The 16,314-nt window shown below is 59.9% G+C and carries 16 protein-coding genes; 8 read left to right on the forward strand and 8 right to left on the reverse strand.

Features of this window, described 5'->3' with window-relative positions:
- The first annotated feature begins 48 nt into the window (after positions 1-48).
- From PSPTO_RS02330 to PSPTO_RS02360, 6 genes are all read left to right on the forward strand, one after another.
- Entirely contained in the window at positions 49-567 is a 519-nt protein-coding gene (locus tag PSPTO_RS02330) for an RNA polymerase sigma factor (RefSeq protein ID WP_007244528.1), read from the forward strand.
- On the forward strand, positions 564-1,556 hold the full coding sequence (locus PSPTO_RS02335; RefSeq protein ID WP_011103142.1) for a FecR domain-containing protein: 993 nt from the start codon (positions 564-566) through the stop codon (positions 1,554-1,556). The genes PSPTO_RS02330 and PSPTO_RS02335 overlap by 4 nt, the downstream gene beginning before the upstream one ends.
- 120 nt (positions 1,557-1,676) lie before the next feature.
- The gene (locus PSPTO_RS02340; RefSeq protein WP_011103143.1) at positions 1,677-2,810 is read left to right on the forward strand and encodes a PepSY-associated TM helix domain-containing protein; all 1,134 of its coding nucleotides are present in this window, start codon (positions 1,677-1,679) and stop codon (positions 2,808-2,810) included.
- On the forward strand, positions 2,807-2,989 hold the full coding sequence (locus PSPTO_RS02345; RefSeq protein ID WP_005763669.1) for a hypothetical protein: 183 nt from the start codon (positions 2,807-2,809) through the stop codon (positions 2,987-2,989). Before PSPTO_RS02340 ends, PSPTO_RS02345 begins: the two co-directional genes overlap by 4 nt.
- 69 nt (positions 2,990-3,058) lie before the next feature.
- On the forward strand, positions 3,059-3,688 hold the full coding sequence (locus PSPTO_RS02350) for a glutathione S-transferase family protein (protein WP_010205456.1): 630 nt from the start codon (positions 3,059-3,061) through the stop codon (positions 3,686-3,688).
- A 224-nt stretch (positions 3,689-3,912) separates the two neighbouring features.
- A protein-coding gene (locus PSPTO_RS02360; RefSeq protein ID WP_149032136.1) for an IS3-like element ISPsy8 family transposase occupies positions 3,913-5,264 on the forward strand; the annotation gives its coding sequence in 2 pieces (ribosomal slippage) (positions 3,913-4,372 and positions 4,372-5,264; 1,353 coding nt in all).
- A gap of 107 nt (positions 5,265-5,371) precedes the next feature.
- On the opposite strand, the gene PSPTO_RS02370 is transcribed toward PSPTO_RS02360, so the two are convergent.
- A complete protein-coding gene (locus PSPTO_RS02370; RefSeq protein WP_005613972.1) occupies positions 5,372-5,875 on the reverse strand; it encodes an ATP-dependent zinc protease family protein in 504 nt (167 codons plus the stop codon).
- Positions 5,876-6,068: 193 nt separating this feature from the next.
- On the opposite strand from PSPTO_RS02370, the gene PSPTO_RS02375 reads away from it, so the two are divergent.
- A complete protein-coding gene (locus PSPTO_RS02375; RefSeq protein WP_005763674.1) occupies positions 6,069-6,968 on the forward strand; it encodes an acyltransferase in 900 nt (299 codons plus the stop codon).
- On the opposite strand, the gene PSPTO_RS02380 is transcribed toward PSPTO_RS02375, so the two are convergent.
- Positions 6,948-7,511 carry a DUF2780 domain-containing protein gene (locus PSPTO_RS02380; protein ID WP_005763676.1) on the reverse strand — a complete coding sequence of 188 codons (564 nt, stop codon included), beginning with the start codon at positions 7,509-7,511 and terminating at the stop codon, positions 6,948-6,950. The genes PSPTO_RS02375 and PSPTO_RS02380 overlap by 21 nt on opposite strands.
- Positions 7,512-7,741: 230 nt before the next feature.
- On the opposite strand from PSPTO_RS02380, the gene PSPTO_RS02385 reads away from it, so the two are divergent.
- The gene (locus PSPTO_RS02385; protein ID WP_005763678.1) at positions 7,742-8,740 is read left to right on the forward strand and encodes an RHS repeat-associated core domain-containing protein; all 999 of its coding nucleotides are present in this window, start codon (positions 7,742-7,744) and stop codon (positions 8,738-8,740) included.
- A 28-nt stretch (positions 8,741-8,768) separates the two neighbouring features.
- Here PSPTO_RS02385 and fdhA read toward each other — a convergent pair whose 3' ends face one another.
- From fdhA to PSPTO_RS02415, 6 genes are all read right to left on the reverse strand, one after another.
- A complete protein-coding gene (fdhA, locus tag PSPTO_RS02390) occupies positions 8,769-9,968 on the reverse strand; it encodes a formaldehyde dehydrogenase, glutathione-independent (protein ID WP_003379921.1) in 1,200 nt (399 codons plus the stop codon).
- A gap of 56 nt (positions 9,969-10,024) precedes the next feature.
- The gene (gene purU, locus PSPTO_RS02395) at positions 10,025-10,882 is read right to left on the reverse strand and encodes a formyltetrahydrofolate deformylase (protein ID WP_005763680.1); all 858 of its coding nucleotides are present in this window, start codon (positions 10,880-10,882) and stop codon (positions 10,025-10,027) included.
- A 170-nt stretch (positions 10,883-11,052) separates the two neighbouring features.
- On the reverse strand, positions 11,053-11,685 hold the full coding sequence (locus PSPTO_RS02400; RefSeq protein WP_011103144.1) for a sarcosine oxidase subunit gamma: 633 nt from the start codon (positions 11,683-11,685) through the stop codon (positions 11,053-11,055).
- Between the two features lie 36 nt (positions 11,686-11,721).
- A complete protein-coding gene (locus PSPTO_RS02405) occupies positions 11,722-14,742 on the reverse strand; it encodes a sarcosine oxidase subunit alpha (protein ID WP_005763685.1) in 3,021 nt (1,006 codons plus the stop codon).
- Positions 14,739-15,035 carry a sarcosine oxidase subunit delta gene (locus PSPTO_RS02410; RefSeq protein ID WP_003379926.1) on the reverse strand — a complete coding sequence of 99 codons (297 nt, stop codon included), beginning with the start codon at positions 15,033-15,035 and terminating at the stop codon, positions 14,739-14,741. The genes PSPTO_RS02405 and PSPTO_RS02410 overlap by 4 nt, the downstream gene beginning before the upstream one ends.
- Positions 15,036-15,050: 15 nt before the next feature.
- A complete protein-coding gene (locus PSPTO_RS02415; RefSeq protein ID WP_005763688.1) occupies positions 15,051-16,301 on the reverse strand; it encodes a sarcosine oxidase subunit beta family protein in 1,251 nt (416 codons plus the stop codon).
- Positions 16,302-16,314 lie beyond the last annotated feature (13 nt).

A 16,314-nucleotide genomic window follows, 5' to 3' on the forward strand; every position in this document is an offset into this window, starting at 1 on the left:
AATCGCGAATGATTCTCTTTAGTTAGATCTTTCTCATCGAGGCCATTCGTGTCGTCAGTCCCAAGCGCTCATAGCGAGATCGTTGGTGCGTTGTATCGCGATCATCGCGGCTGGTTGCTGGCCTGGCTGCGGCGCAATGTCGCTTGCCCACAACGGGCTCAGGACCTGAGCCAGGACACGTTTGTGCGCCTGCTGGGGCGCGATGAACTGCAATTGCCCCGCGAGCCGCGTGCTTTTCTGGCGACCATCGCCAAAGGTCTGATGTTCGATTACTTCCGGCGGGCCGCGCTTGAACAGGCTTATCTTGGGGAATTGCTGCAGGTCCCCGAGGCCGAGCAGCCGTCGCCCGAAGAGCAACTGCTGATTCTGGAAGACCTCAAGGCTATCGATCGCATGCTGGGCACGCTGTCCAGCAAAGCGCGGGCTGCGTTTCTCTATAACCGCCTCGACGGGCTGAGCCACGGCGAGATTGCCGAGCGCCTGGGTGTTTCGGTATCACGCGTCAGGCAGTACCTCGCCCAGGCTGTGCGCCAGTGCTATGTCGCGCTGTACGGCGAGCCGACATGAACACACGACCGGTATCTGCCCGTGTGCTCGACGCCGCAATCGAGTGGCAACTGAACATGGATGGCAACAGCGGCAGCGAAGCCGACCGCGCCGAACTGGCCCGCTGGCTGGCCGCCGACGAAGAACATGCCAGGGCCTGGAGCCAGTTGGGCATGGTCAACCAGCGCTTCGTCCTGCCAGCCGGCCCGGCACGCAAGGCCTTGCAGCAATCGCCGGTTTCGCTGCGGCGCAGCGTGCGCAAGCTTGGCGGTGGTCTGGCGGGAGTGTTCATGGCGTGCGGCCTGGCGCTGTTTGTCGGGGACCGTTACTTGCCGATGGATTACTGGCTGGCCGACCAGCGCACCGCAACCGGCGAACAGCGCGAAGTGCGTCTGGCTGACAACACCCTGATTCGTCTCAACACCCACAGCGCAATCGATGTGCGCTTCGACGCGCAGCAACGCCGGATCATTCTGCAGGACGGCGAAATACTGGTGCAGACCGGCAATCACGACGATCCCCGGCCATTCATCGTTGAAACGGCAGACGGCAATATGCGCGCGCTGGGTACGCGATTTCTGGTCAGGCGCGAGGCCGACGGGACGCTGCTCAGTGTTCTGCAATCGGCGGTTGTCGCCCAGCCACGCAACGCACCGGGCGAACAGGTGCTGCATGAAGGCCAGCAGATTCGCCTGACCGGCAGCGGCTTTGGCACGTTGCTCGCCTTGCCGTCAGGTGCCGATGCCTGGACGCGAGGCATGCTGGTGGTGGACAACGCGCGGCTGGCCGACATGCTCGCTGAACTGGGCCGCTATCGTGCCGGGCACGTTGGCGTCGATCCGAAGGTGGCGGACTTGCGCATCACCGGCAGTTTCCCGCTGGCCGATACCGACCTGGCGCTTAAGGCGCTGCTGCCAACGTTGCCGGTGCAGATCGAGCAACACACCCAATGGTGGGTCACGGTGCTGGCGCGCGATGAGCAGGCGGCCGCCAACCCGGCAAAACCCTGATACACCTCGATTTACATCAGCGTCGATTCGCCCTGACACTTTTCCGGTTTCGAGCGGCTTAGTCTTATACGTCATTTCGGGGCGCGCTCAGCGCCTGGCCTCATCGCCTGTGGATAAACCATGAAAAGCCAAACCGTGCGTCGCTGGTCCATCGTGCACACCTGGAACAGCCTGATTTGCACCCTGTTTCTGTTGATGCTGGCGATCACCGGCCTGCCGCTGATCTTCCACCATGAGATTGATCATCTGCTGGGCGACGCGCCGCATTACAAAGAGATGCCGGCCGACACGCCGCATCTGAATCTGGAGCAACTGGCCAGAGCTGCCGAAGCCCATCGGCCCGGCGAGGTCATGCAGTATTTCGGCTGGGATGACGAAGACCCCAATGGCGTGATGGCGATCACCGCTGCCACGGCAGGCACCGAGCCCAACTCATCACACACCTTTGCCCTGGATGCGCGCACCGGCGAGGCGCTGGAAATGCCTTCGGCCAACGGCGGTTTCATGATGGTCATGCTGCGCCTGCACGTGGACATGTACGCCGAGTTGCCCGGCAAACTGCTGCTGGCCTTCATGGGGCTGCTGTTCGTGGTGGCGATTGTTTCCGGGACCGTGCTGTATTCGCCGTTCATGCGCAAGCTGGAGTTTGGCCAAGTGCGGGTCAACAAATCCACGCGTACGCGCTGGCTGGACCTGCACAATCTGATCGGCGTAGTAACGCTGACCTGGGCGCTGGTGGTGGGCGTAACGGGAGTGATCAGTGCCTGCGCCGACCTGCTGATTGCTTCATGGCGCAACGACGCGCTGGCCAGCATGATCGCCCCTTACAAAGATGCGCCGCCGCTGACGCAGCGAGCAGCGCCGACACGCCTGCTGGAGATTGCCGAGTCGGCTGCGCCCGGCATGCAAGCTGACTTCATCGCTTTTCCCGGTACGCGTTTCTCCAGCGAGCACCACTACGCTGTGTTTCTCAAAGGCAATACGCACCTGACCGCGCACCTAGCCACACCGGTGCTGATCGACGCACAGACCCTGCAAGTCACCGCAGTGGTCGAGCGTCCGTGGTACATGGATGCGCTGGGCATGTCGCAACCGCTGCATTTCGGTGATTACGGCGGCATGCCGATGAAAGTGCTCTGGGCGGTGCTGGATGTGCTGACCATCATCGTGCTTGGCAGCGGGGTCTACCTGTGGTGGGTCCGACGCCGCGTCGCCCGTTCGGTCAGCGCTGTTCAAGCGCAGGTCGCGCAATGAGCGCAAGGCCGTCGCGGTTCTGGAAGACTTTCGCCATCCCCGGCGTGATTGCCGTGCTCACCGCAACAGGCCTGTTCGCGGCGCTACTGGGTGACGGCTGGTGGGACACGCTGGCCTGGCTGGCGATGGGCAGTGCATCGGTCTTCAGCGTTCGGGGGTTGCTGGCGCGGCGCGGCTGATCAACACATCGATTGCAGACCGGCTACTCGCTGACTAGTCTAGGGAGCTGTCTCATTCGAGGAACACTCATGTCCGCGCCCACGATGACGTTGTACTTCAACGCCGCTTCGCCTTTCGCCCGCAAAGTGATGGTGATGCTTCATGAAACCGGTCAGCTCGACCGTGTGCAGTTGCAGCCTACCGTGTTGACGCCGGTCAGCCCGTCTGCCGAACTCAATGAAGACAATCCGGCGGGCAAGCTCCCGGCCTTGCGCCTGGCCGATGGCAACGTGATCCACGACAGCCGTGTCATCCTTGATTACCTCGACCACCAGCACGTGGGGCAGCCGCTGATCCCCCGCGAAGGCTCTGCGCGCTGGAGACGCCTGACCCTGGCGTCGCTGGCCGATGCCGTACTCGACGCTGCGGTGCTGATTCGCTATGAAACCGCCTTGCGCCCGCAGGAAAAACACTGGGATCAATGGCTGGACAATCAGCAGCAGAAGATCGAACGCTCGCTGAGTTATTTCGAGCGCGATGCAATTACCGAACTCAGTTCGTCGTTCGATGTGGCCTCCATCAGCGTGGCGGCCGCATTGGGTTATCTCGACTTCCGCCAGCCCGAACTGCGCTGGCGCAACACGTACCCACGGCTGGCCAACTGGTACCTGGAAGTCAGTCAACGGCCGTCGATGCTGGCAACCCAGCCGCCGGCGTAAGTCATGACCGTGACTATCGTGCCTCACTCCAGCGCCGGAACGCATTGCGTCACAGATCTGCGTCACGTCGCGTGTTCAGGATCGGACGCGGAGCGTCCAGAACGGCATGCGACGCAGAGCGTCGCACGATAGTTACGCTTTAGCTCAGACACCTGTCGTTCCTCACGCTCTGTGGACTGCCCCCAAGAAGTTGGACACCAATCCGACCTAATGGGGGTGTTCAAATGGCCAAGTATTCAGAGCAATTCAAGCTCACCGTCGTCAAAGCCTATCTTGCAGGCAACATAGGCTTTCGCAAGGTGTCCAGCCAGTTCTCGATCGATTCCAGCCTGCTTCGACGCTGGGTCGCCAATTACAAGAGCCATGGGCACACAGGCCATCGTAAGCCTGGTCTTCGGTACAGCGAAGCCTTCAAACGCTCAGTGCTGGAGCACAAGCGCGAGCACGGGCTGTCCCTTCGCCAGACCGCAGCGCATTTTGGTATTGGTGATCCTGGCCAAATAGTCATTTGGGAACAGCAGCATTACAGTAACGATCTAGCCCCCTACGTTCCCAAGAGAAGAAAGTCTGTTGCCATGCCCAAGAAGCCTTATCCCACCGCACCAGTAATCGACGACGATACGCAGAAGACGCGTGACCAGTTAATGGCCGAGCTCGAATACCTGCGCATGGAGAACGCTTACCTAAAAAAGTTGGAAGAGTTGAAGGAGCAGCAACGACGGCAAAAGAAAAAGCCCTGATCGTCAAACAACTGAGGAGCCGCTTCTCGCTCTGCGCCCTTCTGACGCTGGCGGGCTTGGCGCGCAGTACGTTCTACTATCAGGTTCAGGTGCAATCCAGACCCGATCCAGATGCTGCTCTAAAGCAGGAGGTAGAGCGGATTTATCACGAGGAGAGAGGTCTTTATGGGGCTCGGCGCATCACAGCGGTTATCCGCAACTCAGGCACGCTGGTCAACAAGAAGGTTGTGGAGAGATTGATGGCTGAACTGGGTCTGCGCTCCGTTGTTCGACCAAAAAAATACCGTTCCTATAAGGGCACCGTCGGAAAAATTGCACCGAATTTGCTGGAGCGCAATTTCACGGCGCAACGCCCGAACCAGAAATGGGTGACCGATGTGACCGAGTTTAAAGTGGCCAATCGAAAGCTGTATCTCTCGCCTGTGATGGACCTGTACAACGGTGAGATCGTGGCGTACGAATTGTCTACCAGGCCGTGCTTTGAGCTGGTCACCAGTATGCTGGACAAGGCGTTGCAGCAGTTGCAAGACGAGCCGAAGCTTGTGATGCACTCGGATCAAGGCTGGCAGTATCAACACGCGCAGTACCGTCAGAAACTGGCGGCAAAGGGTGTGAAGCAAAGCATGTCTCGTAAGGGAAATTGCCTGGACAACGCTGCGATGGAAAGCTTTTTTGGTACGCTTAAGTCCGAGTTTTTCTACTTGAAACGATTTGAAAGCATAGAAGAGCTGACGGCAGGTCTGGAGGAGTACATCCGCTACTACAACCATGACCGCATTAAGCTGAAGCTAGGCGGCCTGAGCCCCGTAAAATACAGGACTCAGGCGGCAAGCTAAAACTGTCCAACTTCCGGGGGGCAGTCCACTGCGTGGGAATGCCTTGCGTGACGCTCCGCGTCACAGGTTTGCGCAGCGTCGCCCGATAGTGCAAGGCGATAAAAACCTCAGCAATCAGGCTCGTCAGCGGTATAACGGCGTGCCGGGTTGATGGCAGCGCCGAACTCGCGCAATGCCTTGGCCCCGATCAGCAGCGGGAAGTTGAAGTGGCTGCGGTCTACAAGGTTGACTTCGACGGTGCGTTTCTTGTTGCCCAGGCAAAGCTCCAGATCAACGACAGGGCGTTTGGCGGGGTTGATGCCTTCGTCGTCCTCATCATCACCTTCGGCACGGCCCTTGATCTTGCTGATCCGCGACACCTTGTGCTCGTACACCTTGTCATCCGCGCCCTTGGTTGCCAGGCGGAAGCGAACCCAGTCATCGCCATCACGCTGGAACAGCTCGATGTCCTTGGCCGACAGCGAAGCGGTCAGCGCGCCGGTGTCCATCTTGGCCTTGAAGGTCTGGCCTATTTCCAGAACCTTGATGTTCTCGTAGCGGCCATACAGCGTGGGTTCAGCGGCCATGACCGGCAGAGCCAGCAGAGACAATAGCGCCAGGATCGGTTTCACGTGAGAGGTTCCTCGCAAGGGGCAGCGCCGGAGTGGCGTCCGGGTTTAGACAGCGAACCGCTGGCAGGTTCGGTGGCATGAGTGTCTATTCAGCATAAATGCCCAAGCGTGAAACATTTGTAAGTACCTGTGTAATTGGCGTAAAACGCGCAGATCATTATCATTGCCGCCCCTGAACCCTCAAGAGTCCGTCATGCGCCGTCTGCTCACCGGCTGTTTCGTTGCCATTTTGTTGCTGATCAACACACTCGTGCTGATCGGCCCGCTACTGATTTTTGCGTTGCTCAAGCTGCTGTTCAGAGGTCGAATGCGCGATCGTTGCTCAACGGGCGCGATGTGGGTCGCCGAGACCTGGGCCGAAATCGACAAGCTCATTTTCGCCTGGTGCGTGCCGACGCAATGGGACATCCGCGGCGATAAAGGCCTGCGCAGCGACACCTCGTATCTGGTCATCAGCAATCACCAGTCTTGGGTCGATATCCCGGCGCTGATTCAGGCGCTTAACCGCCGCACGCCGTTCTTCAAGTTTTTCCTGAAAAAGGAACTGATCTGGGTGCCGTTGCTGGGGCTGGCGTGGTGGGGGCTGGATTACCCATTCATGAAGCGCTACAGCAAGGCTTTTCTGGCAAAGCACCCGGAACTCAAAGGCAAGGACCTGGAAATCACCCAGGCGGCCTGCGAACTGTTCAAGCGCCAGCCGGTGACCATCGTCAACTACCTGGAAGGCACACGTTTCACACCGGCAAAACATGCCGCCCAGGCTTCGCCATACGCCAGCCTGCTCAAGCCCAAGGCAGGTGGCGTTGCATTTGTGCTGGCGGCAATGGGCGAACAACTGGACGCCATCCTGGATGTCACCGTGGTCTATCCTGGCTCAAGCATTCCGGGGTTCTGGGACATGCTTTGCGGGCAGGTTGCCAAGGTGATCGTCGACATCCAGACCCGCGAGCTGGACCCTGCGCTGTGGCAGGGCGATTACGAGAACGACCCGGTGTTTCGCGAGAAAGTGCAGGCTTGGGTCAATCAGCTCTGGGTCGAGAAAGATGCGCGTATTGCGGCGTTGCGGCGTGAATCAGCTGCCGGCACCCCATAACCCGCTCAAACTCTGCAATGCCGACCCGCTGGCGCCTTGCTGGCCGAGGTATTGCAGAATCAGCGGGGCAAACTGGCTGACCATGGTGCTGTCCATGCCCAGTGCCTTGAAGGCAGTGTTCACGTCGTTCATGTTCTGCACATTGCCCAGCGCGCTGTTGAGCATCGAGTTGTTGGCCGAGTTGCCGCCCAGCAAACTGCCCAGCCCGTTTGCGCCACCCAGACTCTCAAGCGCCGATGTTCCGGACAATTGCTCCAGCCCAGGGACCGACTTGCTCAATTGCGAGTAGTCAGCGCTGGTCAGCTTATTCTTTGCCAGCCCCAACAATGCGCCCGTTCCGCCGACAGCCTGCTCAGGTGTGACATTCAATTGGCTGCCCAGCATATTGAGCAAGCCGGCCGCCTCGGGTGCCGCCGTGGCTTTCTGATTGCCGCCCGTGGCATTGGAAACCGCATTTGCGGCGTCATTCAGATTGAAGGCAAACGCCGGGCTTGCCGCAAGCGCCATCAACGTTACCAAAGCCATACCGCGTGCAGTTTTCATTGCGTCACCTTTATCGAACTCGAACCGCCCGTGAGTGGGCGATAAAGCACACGGTTTGACTGTGAGCAACAGAGGCTTGTTCCCAACGCGCTGAAGACAGGCGGTTATTTCATCTGTCGGAATCAGCTCTGGCAGGCAAGGCGGGCTCCCTAGCACAGTTGCTAGCTGTGCAGCACGAGATCATACGCCCAGAATTACGGTTCTATCATCGATTGCCGCGGGTGATGTTCATGTCTTCTGCCAACCCTGTAGTGCTCTGCACTTACCATTACGACGCAACGGATCGCTTGGCTGACTGCTCGCCTGCGGAGCAGGACAGCACTCGGCTTTTTTATCAGAAGAGCCTCTTGGCGACGCAAATTCAAGGGCAGATCCAGCACACGCTTCTGCGTACGGACGAGTATTTGCTGGCCCGCCTGAGTGTGGAAAACAACCAGAGCAACTGTGCGTTGCTGGCGACGGATCAACAGCAGTCCGTGATCGCAGCTCAGAGTTTGGCGTTTGCTTATACGCCTTACGGCCATCGTCAGCCTTCAACAGGGCCGATGAACCTGCCGGGCTTTACAGGTGAGCGAGTTGATCCGGTAACGGGGCATTATTTGTTGGGCAATGGTTACCGGGCGTTTAACCCGGTGTTGATGCGGTTCAATAGCCCGGACAGTTTGAGCCCGTTTGGCGAGGGTGGGCTGAATGCGTATGCGTATTGTGAGGGGGATCCGGTTAATGGGGTTGATCCGAGTGGGCATGTGCGATGGTTTTTCCGGCGCAGCAGTAATACGCAACCTAATGCGCCCCAGATTTCACTTGTTCGACGTTCATCCGTCATTGCGAATACTCCTTCCGGGACCCCCGCACCGCACCGCTCAGTTGATCCCGCACTTGGGCAAAATGTTGCTCTGCGTACCAGCGCGCAGCTCGGGCCAATGTCCCGCCAACTGTCTACTGATTTGGCAAATCCGTCAGCCGGGTCTCTGCCGTCCATGTCTCGTCTGCCGTCCGTAGCTCCGCCGACATACAGCTCTTCTCAATTAGGTATACACGACAGTGATATCTATGACCCTCCTCCGCAATACACACTTTTTGAGTCGTCTGTACCATCTACAGGGCCTTCTGGCGCTAACGCCAATAACTCAAGGATTGCCCCTGTCCCAACCCGACCCATCTCTAATGTGGTGAGCCGAGTACGGGATGCGGTTCAAGATCTTCGTAATCGGGGCATGGATTATTAATGGAGCTAAAGTGAGGTGTCGGACAAACCTACACCCCACCAAACAACCCATGCGGATCAATCACAAACTTCTTCGGCACGCCCGCATCAAACTCGCCATAACCACGCGGCGCATCGTCCAGGCTGATCACCTCGACACCCACCACGTCGGCGATCTTGATGCGGTCCCACATGATGGCTTGCATCAGTTGGCGGTTGTATTTCATGACCGGTGTCTGGCCGGTGTGGAAGCTGTGGGATTTGGCCCAGCCCAGGCCAAGGCGGATGCTCAGACTGCCCATTTTTGCGGCGGCGTCCACGGCACCCGGGTCTTCGGTGACGTACAGGCCGGGGATGCCGATCTTGCCTGCTACACGCACCACGCCCATCAATGAGTTGAGCACGGTGGCAGGTGCTTCGGCCTGAGCGCCTGCGTGACCGTGGCCGCGTGCTTCAAAGCCCACGGCGTCGATGGCGCAGTCGACTTCCGGTTCGCCAAGCAGGGCAGCGATCTGTTCGTGCAGCGGCGTGTCCTGAGACAGGTCGGCAATCTCGAAACCCTGGGCCTTGGCGTGGATCAGGCGGGTCGGGTTGACGTCACCGACGATCACCACTGCCGCGCCCAACAAGCGCGCGGAAGCAGCCGCAGCCAGACCGACCGGGCCAGCGCCTGCAACGTAGACCGTGCTGCCAGGGCCAACGCCTGCGGTCACTGCGCCGTGGTAGCCGGTGGGCAGGATGTCGGACAGGCAGGTCAGGTCGCGAATCTTCTCCATCGCCGCATCGCGGTCCGGGAGTTTCAGCAGGTTGAAGTCTGCGTAAGGCACCAGCACGTATTCAGCCTGACCGCCGACCCAGTCGCCCATATCGACATAACCGTAGGCCCCGCCGGGGCGAGCCGGGTTGACCGTCAGGCAGACGCCGGTGTTTTGCTCCTTGCAACTGCGGCAACGACCGCACGCCACGTTGAACGGTACGGAAACCAGATCACCGACCTTGAGATGCTCGACATCGCGACCGGCTTCCAGCACTTCGCCGGTGATTTCATGCCCCAGCACCAGCCCGGTTTGCGCCGTCGTGCGGCCACGTACCATGTGCTGATCGGAGCCGCAGATATTGGTGGAAACAACGCGCAGGATGACGCCATGTTCGATGCGCTTGCCGCGTGGGTCTTCCATTTTCGGGAAGGGGATGGATTGCACTTCGACCTTGCCAGCGCCGAGATAAACTACACCGCGATTACCAGACATACATGTCGCCTCGCTTTTATTGTGGTGAAGCAGAGAGAAACTCTTGCAGCTTGCAACTACAGAACCACCGTCCTGTTGGCGTTGAGAAACACCCGTCGTTCGATGTGATAACCCACCGCGCGGGCCAGTGTCAGCCCTTCGATGTCCCGACCCTTGGCAATCAGGTCTTCGGGGTAGTGGCTGTGATCGACCACTTCGACGCCTTGGGCAATGATCGGGCCTTCGTCCAGATCGTTGTTGATGTAATGCGCCGTGGCACCCACCAGTTTCACGCCTTTTTCGTAGGCCTGATGGTACGGTTTGGCGCCTTTGAAACCGGGCAGCAAGGAGTGATGGATATTGATCGCCTTGCCATCCAGCTTGCGGCACAGCTCCGGTGACAGCACCTGCATGTAGCGGGCGAGGATCACCAGTTCAGCACCGGACTCCTCGATCACCTGCCAGACCTTGGCTTCCTGCGCAGGCTTGTCGTTCGGGTCCAGAGGGAAATGGTAGTACGGAATTCCGTGCCAGCCAGCGAGCGGTTCGAGATCCGGGTGGTTGGACACCACCGCGACCACGTCCATTGACAACTGGTTGATGCGTTGGCGATAGAGCAGGTCGTTCAGGCAGTGATCGGCTTTTGAAACCATGATCACCACTTTTGGCCTGTAGTTGGGCGCTGTGAGTTCGAAGATCATGCCGAACGTCTCGCCGCGTTCAGTCAGCCCTTCACGAAATGCCTGCTCGTCGAAGGCGTCAGGCTGACGAAATTCCACGCGAATGAAGAACCGCCCCGACAGGCGATCATCGAAGGAGTGGTGCTCGGTGACATAGCAGCCCTGCTCGAACAGAAAGCGGGTCACCGCGTCTACTGTGCCCAGCATGCTGGGGCAGTCGGCTGTCAGAATCCACGTGTCCGGGGCGCGGCTCATTCAATCAATGCTCCTGGGTATTTGTTATCCGCAAAGTCATACACAAATCTGCTTTTGATTCTGGCCGAAGGCCGTGGGAGCGAACTTGTTCGCGAAGGGGACGGTATATTCACCGAAAATGTATCGCCTGGACTACCGTCTTCGCGGACAAGTCCGCTCCCACAGGCTTTTCACGCCTGAATGCTCAGCCCGTACTCGGCACTCGCATCCTGCAGCCACAGCCACCAGTAATCCGAGAAACTGCGGCGGATCAGCAGTTCCCAGGTCTCTTCGCCGGTCCTGCGGATCACCAGTTGCGATTTGGCGAACACCGTGCCGACCGCCTTGCCCACCGGGAAGTTGTCCGGGTGGACGTCGTAGCTGGTGGATTTCATCAATACCTGGCGCACTTTCGGGCCGGTCAGTTCGAGGATCGACTGGCCGCCGCTGACGTTCACGATGGCGATGTGCAGCCCTGCCAGCGCCTCACGCAGCTTCTGTTCTGCCGCGAATTCTTCGCCGCTTGGCACGATCAGTAGCCACTCGTCCGGGCCGAGCCATTGCAGCGAGCTTTCGCCGTTGATCACCAACATCAGGGCTGCTGGCAGTTCCATGCCCAACGCCTTGTGTACGCCAGCGGCGAAGGCCTGGTCGTGGGCATCACCCCGAAGGGTGAGGTGGCCCAGCAGTTTCTTTTCGCGCAGAAACACGCCCGGACTGGCGCGGCCTTTGCCGATCAGGCTGTCGAGACTGGCGTGGAACAGCGGCGACTCGGCTTTGACGTCGGTGGTCGGGCGCTGCTGGTAAACGTTGGCTGTGCTCATGATTCACCTGCTTTAAATTCTGTTTGGCCCTGCTGTTTACTCAACATTCTGACGCTCGCCCTTCGGGTCGAAGAACACCGACGAGACGATCTCGGCTTCGATCACGCTGCCATCGGCCAGCGGCGCGAACACGTGCTCGCCGATCCGGTTCAGGCCGCCTTTGACCACGCCCATCGCGAACGAATAGCCCAGCGAGTTGTGCGCGTAGCTGGAGGTCACGTGGCCGACCATGCTCATCGGGATCGCCTGCCTGGTGTCGAACACTAACTGAGCGCCTTCCGGTAGCCATTGGGTCGAGTCTATGGGTTTGAGGCCGACCAATTGCTTGCGTTGTTCACGCACACAGTCTTCGCGGTTCATGCCGCGCCAGCCAATCCACGAGAACGGTTTGGTCCGCCCGACACACCAGCCCATGTTCAGATCGTCCGGGGTCATCGAGCCGTCGGTGTCTTGACCGACGATGATGAAACCCTTTTCGGCGCGCAGTACGTGCATGGTTTCAGTGCCATAAGGCGTCAGGTTGTACTGCTTGCCGGCCTCGGCGATCTTTTCCAGAACACCCATCGCGTAGTCGGCCTGAATGTTGACCTCATAGGACAGCTCGCCGGTAAACGAGATACGGAACACCCGCGCCGGCACGCCTGCGACCAAGCCTTCTTTCCAGGTCATGAACGGGAACGCTTCACGGCCCAGGTCGATATCGGTCACTTCGCTGAGCAGCTTGCGGCTGTTGGGGCCAGACAGCGTCAGGGTCGCCCAGTGATCGGTCACTGAGGTGAAATACACTTTCAGGTCCGGCCATTCGGTTTGCTGATAGATTTCCAGCCATTGCAGGACGCGTGCAGCACCGCCCGTCGTGGTGGTCATCAGGAAGTGGTTGTCGGCGAGGCAGGCAGTCACACCGTCATCGAAGACCATGCCGTCTTCCTTGCACATCAGGCCGTAACGGGCCTTGCCCACGTCCAGTTTGGTCCAGGCGTTGGTATAGATGCGGTTGAGGAATTCGCGCGCATCCGGCCCTTGAATGTCGATCTTGCCCAGCGTCGAGGCGTCCAGCAGGCCGACGCTGTCACGCACCGCCTTGCATTCACGCGCCACGGCAGCGGGCAGGTCTTCACCGTTTTTAGGGAAGTACCACGGGCGTTTCCACTGGCCGACGTCTTCGAATTCGGCACCGTTTCTGATGTGCCAGGCATGCAGCGCGGTGAAGCGCACCGGCTCGAAGATGTGCTTGCAATGACGCCCGGCAATCGCGCCGAAGGTGACCGGTGTGTAGTTGGGGCGGAACATGGTGGTGCCCATTTCCGGGATCGACACGTTCAACGAGCGGGCTGCGATGGCCAGCCCGTTGACGTTGCCCAGCTTGCCCTGATCGGTGCCGAAGCCCAGCGCGGTGTAGCGTTTGACGTGCTCGACCGACTCGAAACCCTCACGGGTCGCCAGTTCAATGGCGGCGGCGGTCACGTCGTTCTGGAAATCGACGAATTGCTTGGGCGCCCGTGCAGTGCCTTTTTCATGGGGCACCTGGAACAGCGCCAGCGTCGGTTCTTCGGCGCGGCTGAGGGCTTTGGGCATCACGCCCTCGACAATCTTGAAGCCTGCTTCGCTGGCAGCGCGCACGCCACCCTCGAAACCATCGGCCAGGCTGTCTGCCAGGCTGTAGACGCCGTTCACGCCGCCCACACAGATACGTTTCTGCGGCGCTTCGCCCGGCACGAAACCGAGGATGTCTTCACGCCAGACCGGCTTGCCGCCCAGGTGCGAGGCCAGATGGACGATGGGGCTGTAACCGCCGGAACTTGCCACCAGATCGCACTCAAGCCACTCGCCGGGGCTGGTGACGCTGTGCGTTTTGAGGTCGATGGCGGCAACGCGTGCAGCGCTCACCCGCTTGCTGCCACGCGCTTCGATCACGGCGCTGCCGGTCAGAATACGAATGCCTTTGGCGCGAGCCTCTTCAACCAGCGGGCCGCGTGGATTGTGCCGCGCATCGGCAATCGCCACCACGTGCAGGCTGGCGTCGAGCCAGTCCAGCGCGACGCGGTAGGCGTGGTCGTTGTTGGTGGACAGCACGAGTTTTTTGCCCGGCGCGACGCCGTAACGACGTACATACGTCGAGATTGCACCCGCAAGCATGTTGCCCGGCACATCGTTGTTGCCGTAGACCAGCGGCCGCTCGTGCGTGCCGGCAGCCAGCACCACACGTTTGGCGCGCACCCGGTGCATGCGCTGGCGAACCATGCCGATGGGCGCGCGATCACCGAGGTGGTCGGTCAGACGCTCGTGGATGGTCAGAAAATTGTGATCGTGATAACCGTTGACCGTGGCGCGTGGCAGCAGTGTCACGTTGCGCAGGCTTTTCAGCTCGGCAACTACTGTTGCAACCCACTCGGCAGCGGGTTTGCCATCCAGGCTTTCACGGCTGTCGAGCAGACTGCCGCCGAATTCTTCCTGTTCATCGGCGATGATCACTCGGGCGCCGCTGCGGCTCGCTGCCAGTGCGGCGGCCAGACCAGCCGGGCCTGCGCCGACGATCAGCACATCACAGTGCTGGTTCATCGCGTCGTAGCTGTCCGGGTCGTTCTCGGTCGGTGAGCGACCGAGGCCTGCCGCCTTGCGGATGTACTTTTCGTACGTCATCCAGAACGATTGCGGGTACATGAAGGTTTTGTAGTAGAAGCCCGGAGGCATCAGTTTGCCGCCGACCTTGCCCAGAATGCCCATTACGTCGGTGTTTACGCTCGGCCAGCCGTTGGTGCTGGTCGCCACCAGCCCCGAATAAAGCGCTTGCTGGGTGGCGCGCACGTTGGGGATCTGCGTCGCTTCGGTCGCGCCGATCTGCAACACGGCGTTCGGTTCTTCCGAACCCGCCGCGAAGATGCCGCGTGGCCGGGAATACTTGAAACTGCGACCAATGATCTCAACGCCATTGGCCAGCAGCGCGGACGCCAGCGAGTCGCCTTCAAAGCCCTGATAGGTCTGGCCGTTGAAGGTGAAGTTGAGCACTTTGCTGCGGTTGATGCGGCCGCCGTTGGGCAGGCGATTGCTCTGGCTCATGCCTTTTCTCCCTGATCCGTGAACTGCGGCTTGCTACCGATCGGATAGGTTTCGAGAATCTCGTAGGTCACCGTGTTGCGCGTCATGTTGAAGTACTGACGGCAACCGGCAGCGTGAATCCACAGCTCGTGGTGCAGGCCACGCGGGTTGTCGCGGAAGAACATGTAGTCGCCCCATTGCTCATCGGTGCAGGCAGCGGGGTCCAGCGGACGCGGGATGTGCGCCTGGCCGGACGGATGGAATTCCTCTTCGGAGCGCAGCTCGCCACAGTGAGGACAGAAGATATGCAGCATGGTCGGGTTCTCCTGTTAGTGGGCTACGGCTGCAGCGCCGTGTTCGTCGATGAGCGCACCGTTATGGAAGCGGTCGATGGAGAACGGTTTGGCCAGCGGGTGCATTTCGCCCTTGGCCAGGCTTGCAGCAAATACGTTGCCCGAGCCCGGTGTGGCCTTGAAGCCACCTGTGCCCCAGCCGCAGTTGAAGAACATGTTCGGCACCGGCGTCTTTGAAATGATCGGGCAGGCGTCCGGCGTGGTATCGACGATGCCGCCCCATTGGCGGTTCATGCGTACGCGGGACAAGACTGGAAACATTTCGACGATGGCCTGAATAGTGTGTTCGATCACCGGGTACGAGCCGCGCTGGCCATAGCCGACCCAGCTGTCGATACCGGCACCGATCACCAGGTCGCCCTTGTCGGACTGGCTGATGTAGCCGTGCACGGCGTTGGACATGATGACGCTGTCGATAATCGGCTTGATCGGCTCGGAGACCAGCGCCTGTAACGGGTGTGACTCGATCGGCAAACGAAAGCCGGCCAGTTTGGCCATGTGCCCGGAGTTACCGGCGGTCACCACGCCAACGCGTTTGGCACCGATGAAGCCCTTGTTGGTCTCGACGCCGATGCACACGCCGTTTTCCTTGCGAAAGCCGATCACTTCAGTCTGCTGAATCAGGTCAACGCCCAAAGCGTCGGCAGCACGTGCGAAGCCCCAGGCCACGGCATCATGACGAGCCACGCCGCCACGGCGTTGCACGGTTGCGCCAATGATCGGGTAACGGGTGTTTTTCGAGCAGTCCAGGTACGGGATTTCTTCAGCGACCTGCTTGCTGTTGAGCAATTCGCCGTCCACACCATTCAGCCGGTTGGCGCTGACACGGCGTTCTGAGTCGCGCATGTCCTGCAAGGTGTGGCACAGGTTGTAAACGCCGCGCTGGGAGAACATGACGTTGTAATTCAGGTCTTGGGACAGGCCTTCCCACAGTTTCATGGCGTGCTCATAAAGATGAGCCGACTCGTCCCACAGATAGTTAGAGCGCACGATAGTGGTGTTACGCGCCGTGTTGCCGCCGCCCAGCCAGCCTTTCTCGACCACCGCCACGTTGGTGATGCCGTGTTCCTTGGCCAGATAATAAGCGGTCGCCAGACCATGCCCGCCGCCACCGACGATCACCACGTCGTAGACCTTCTTCGGCGTTGGCGTGCGCCACATGCGCTGCCAGTTTTCGTGATGGCTGAGGGAATGCTTGAGAAGGCCGAAGCCTGAGTAATGCTGCATGTAAGGCTACTCC

The sequence above is a fragment of the Pseudomonas syringae pv. tomato str. DC3000 genome (assembly GCF_000007805.1).
Lineage (GTDB): Bacteria > Pseudomonadota > Gammaproteobacteria > Pseudomonadales > Pseudomonadaceae > Aquipseudomonas > Aquipseudomonas avellanae.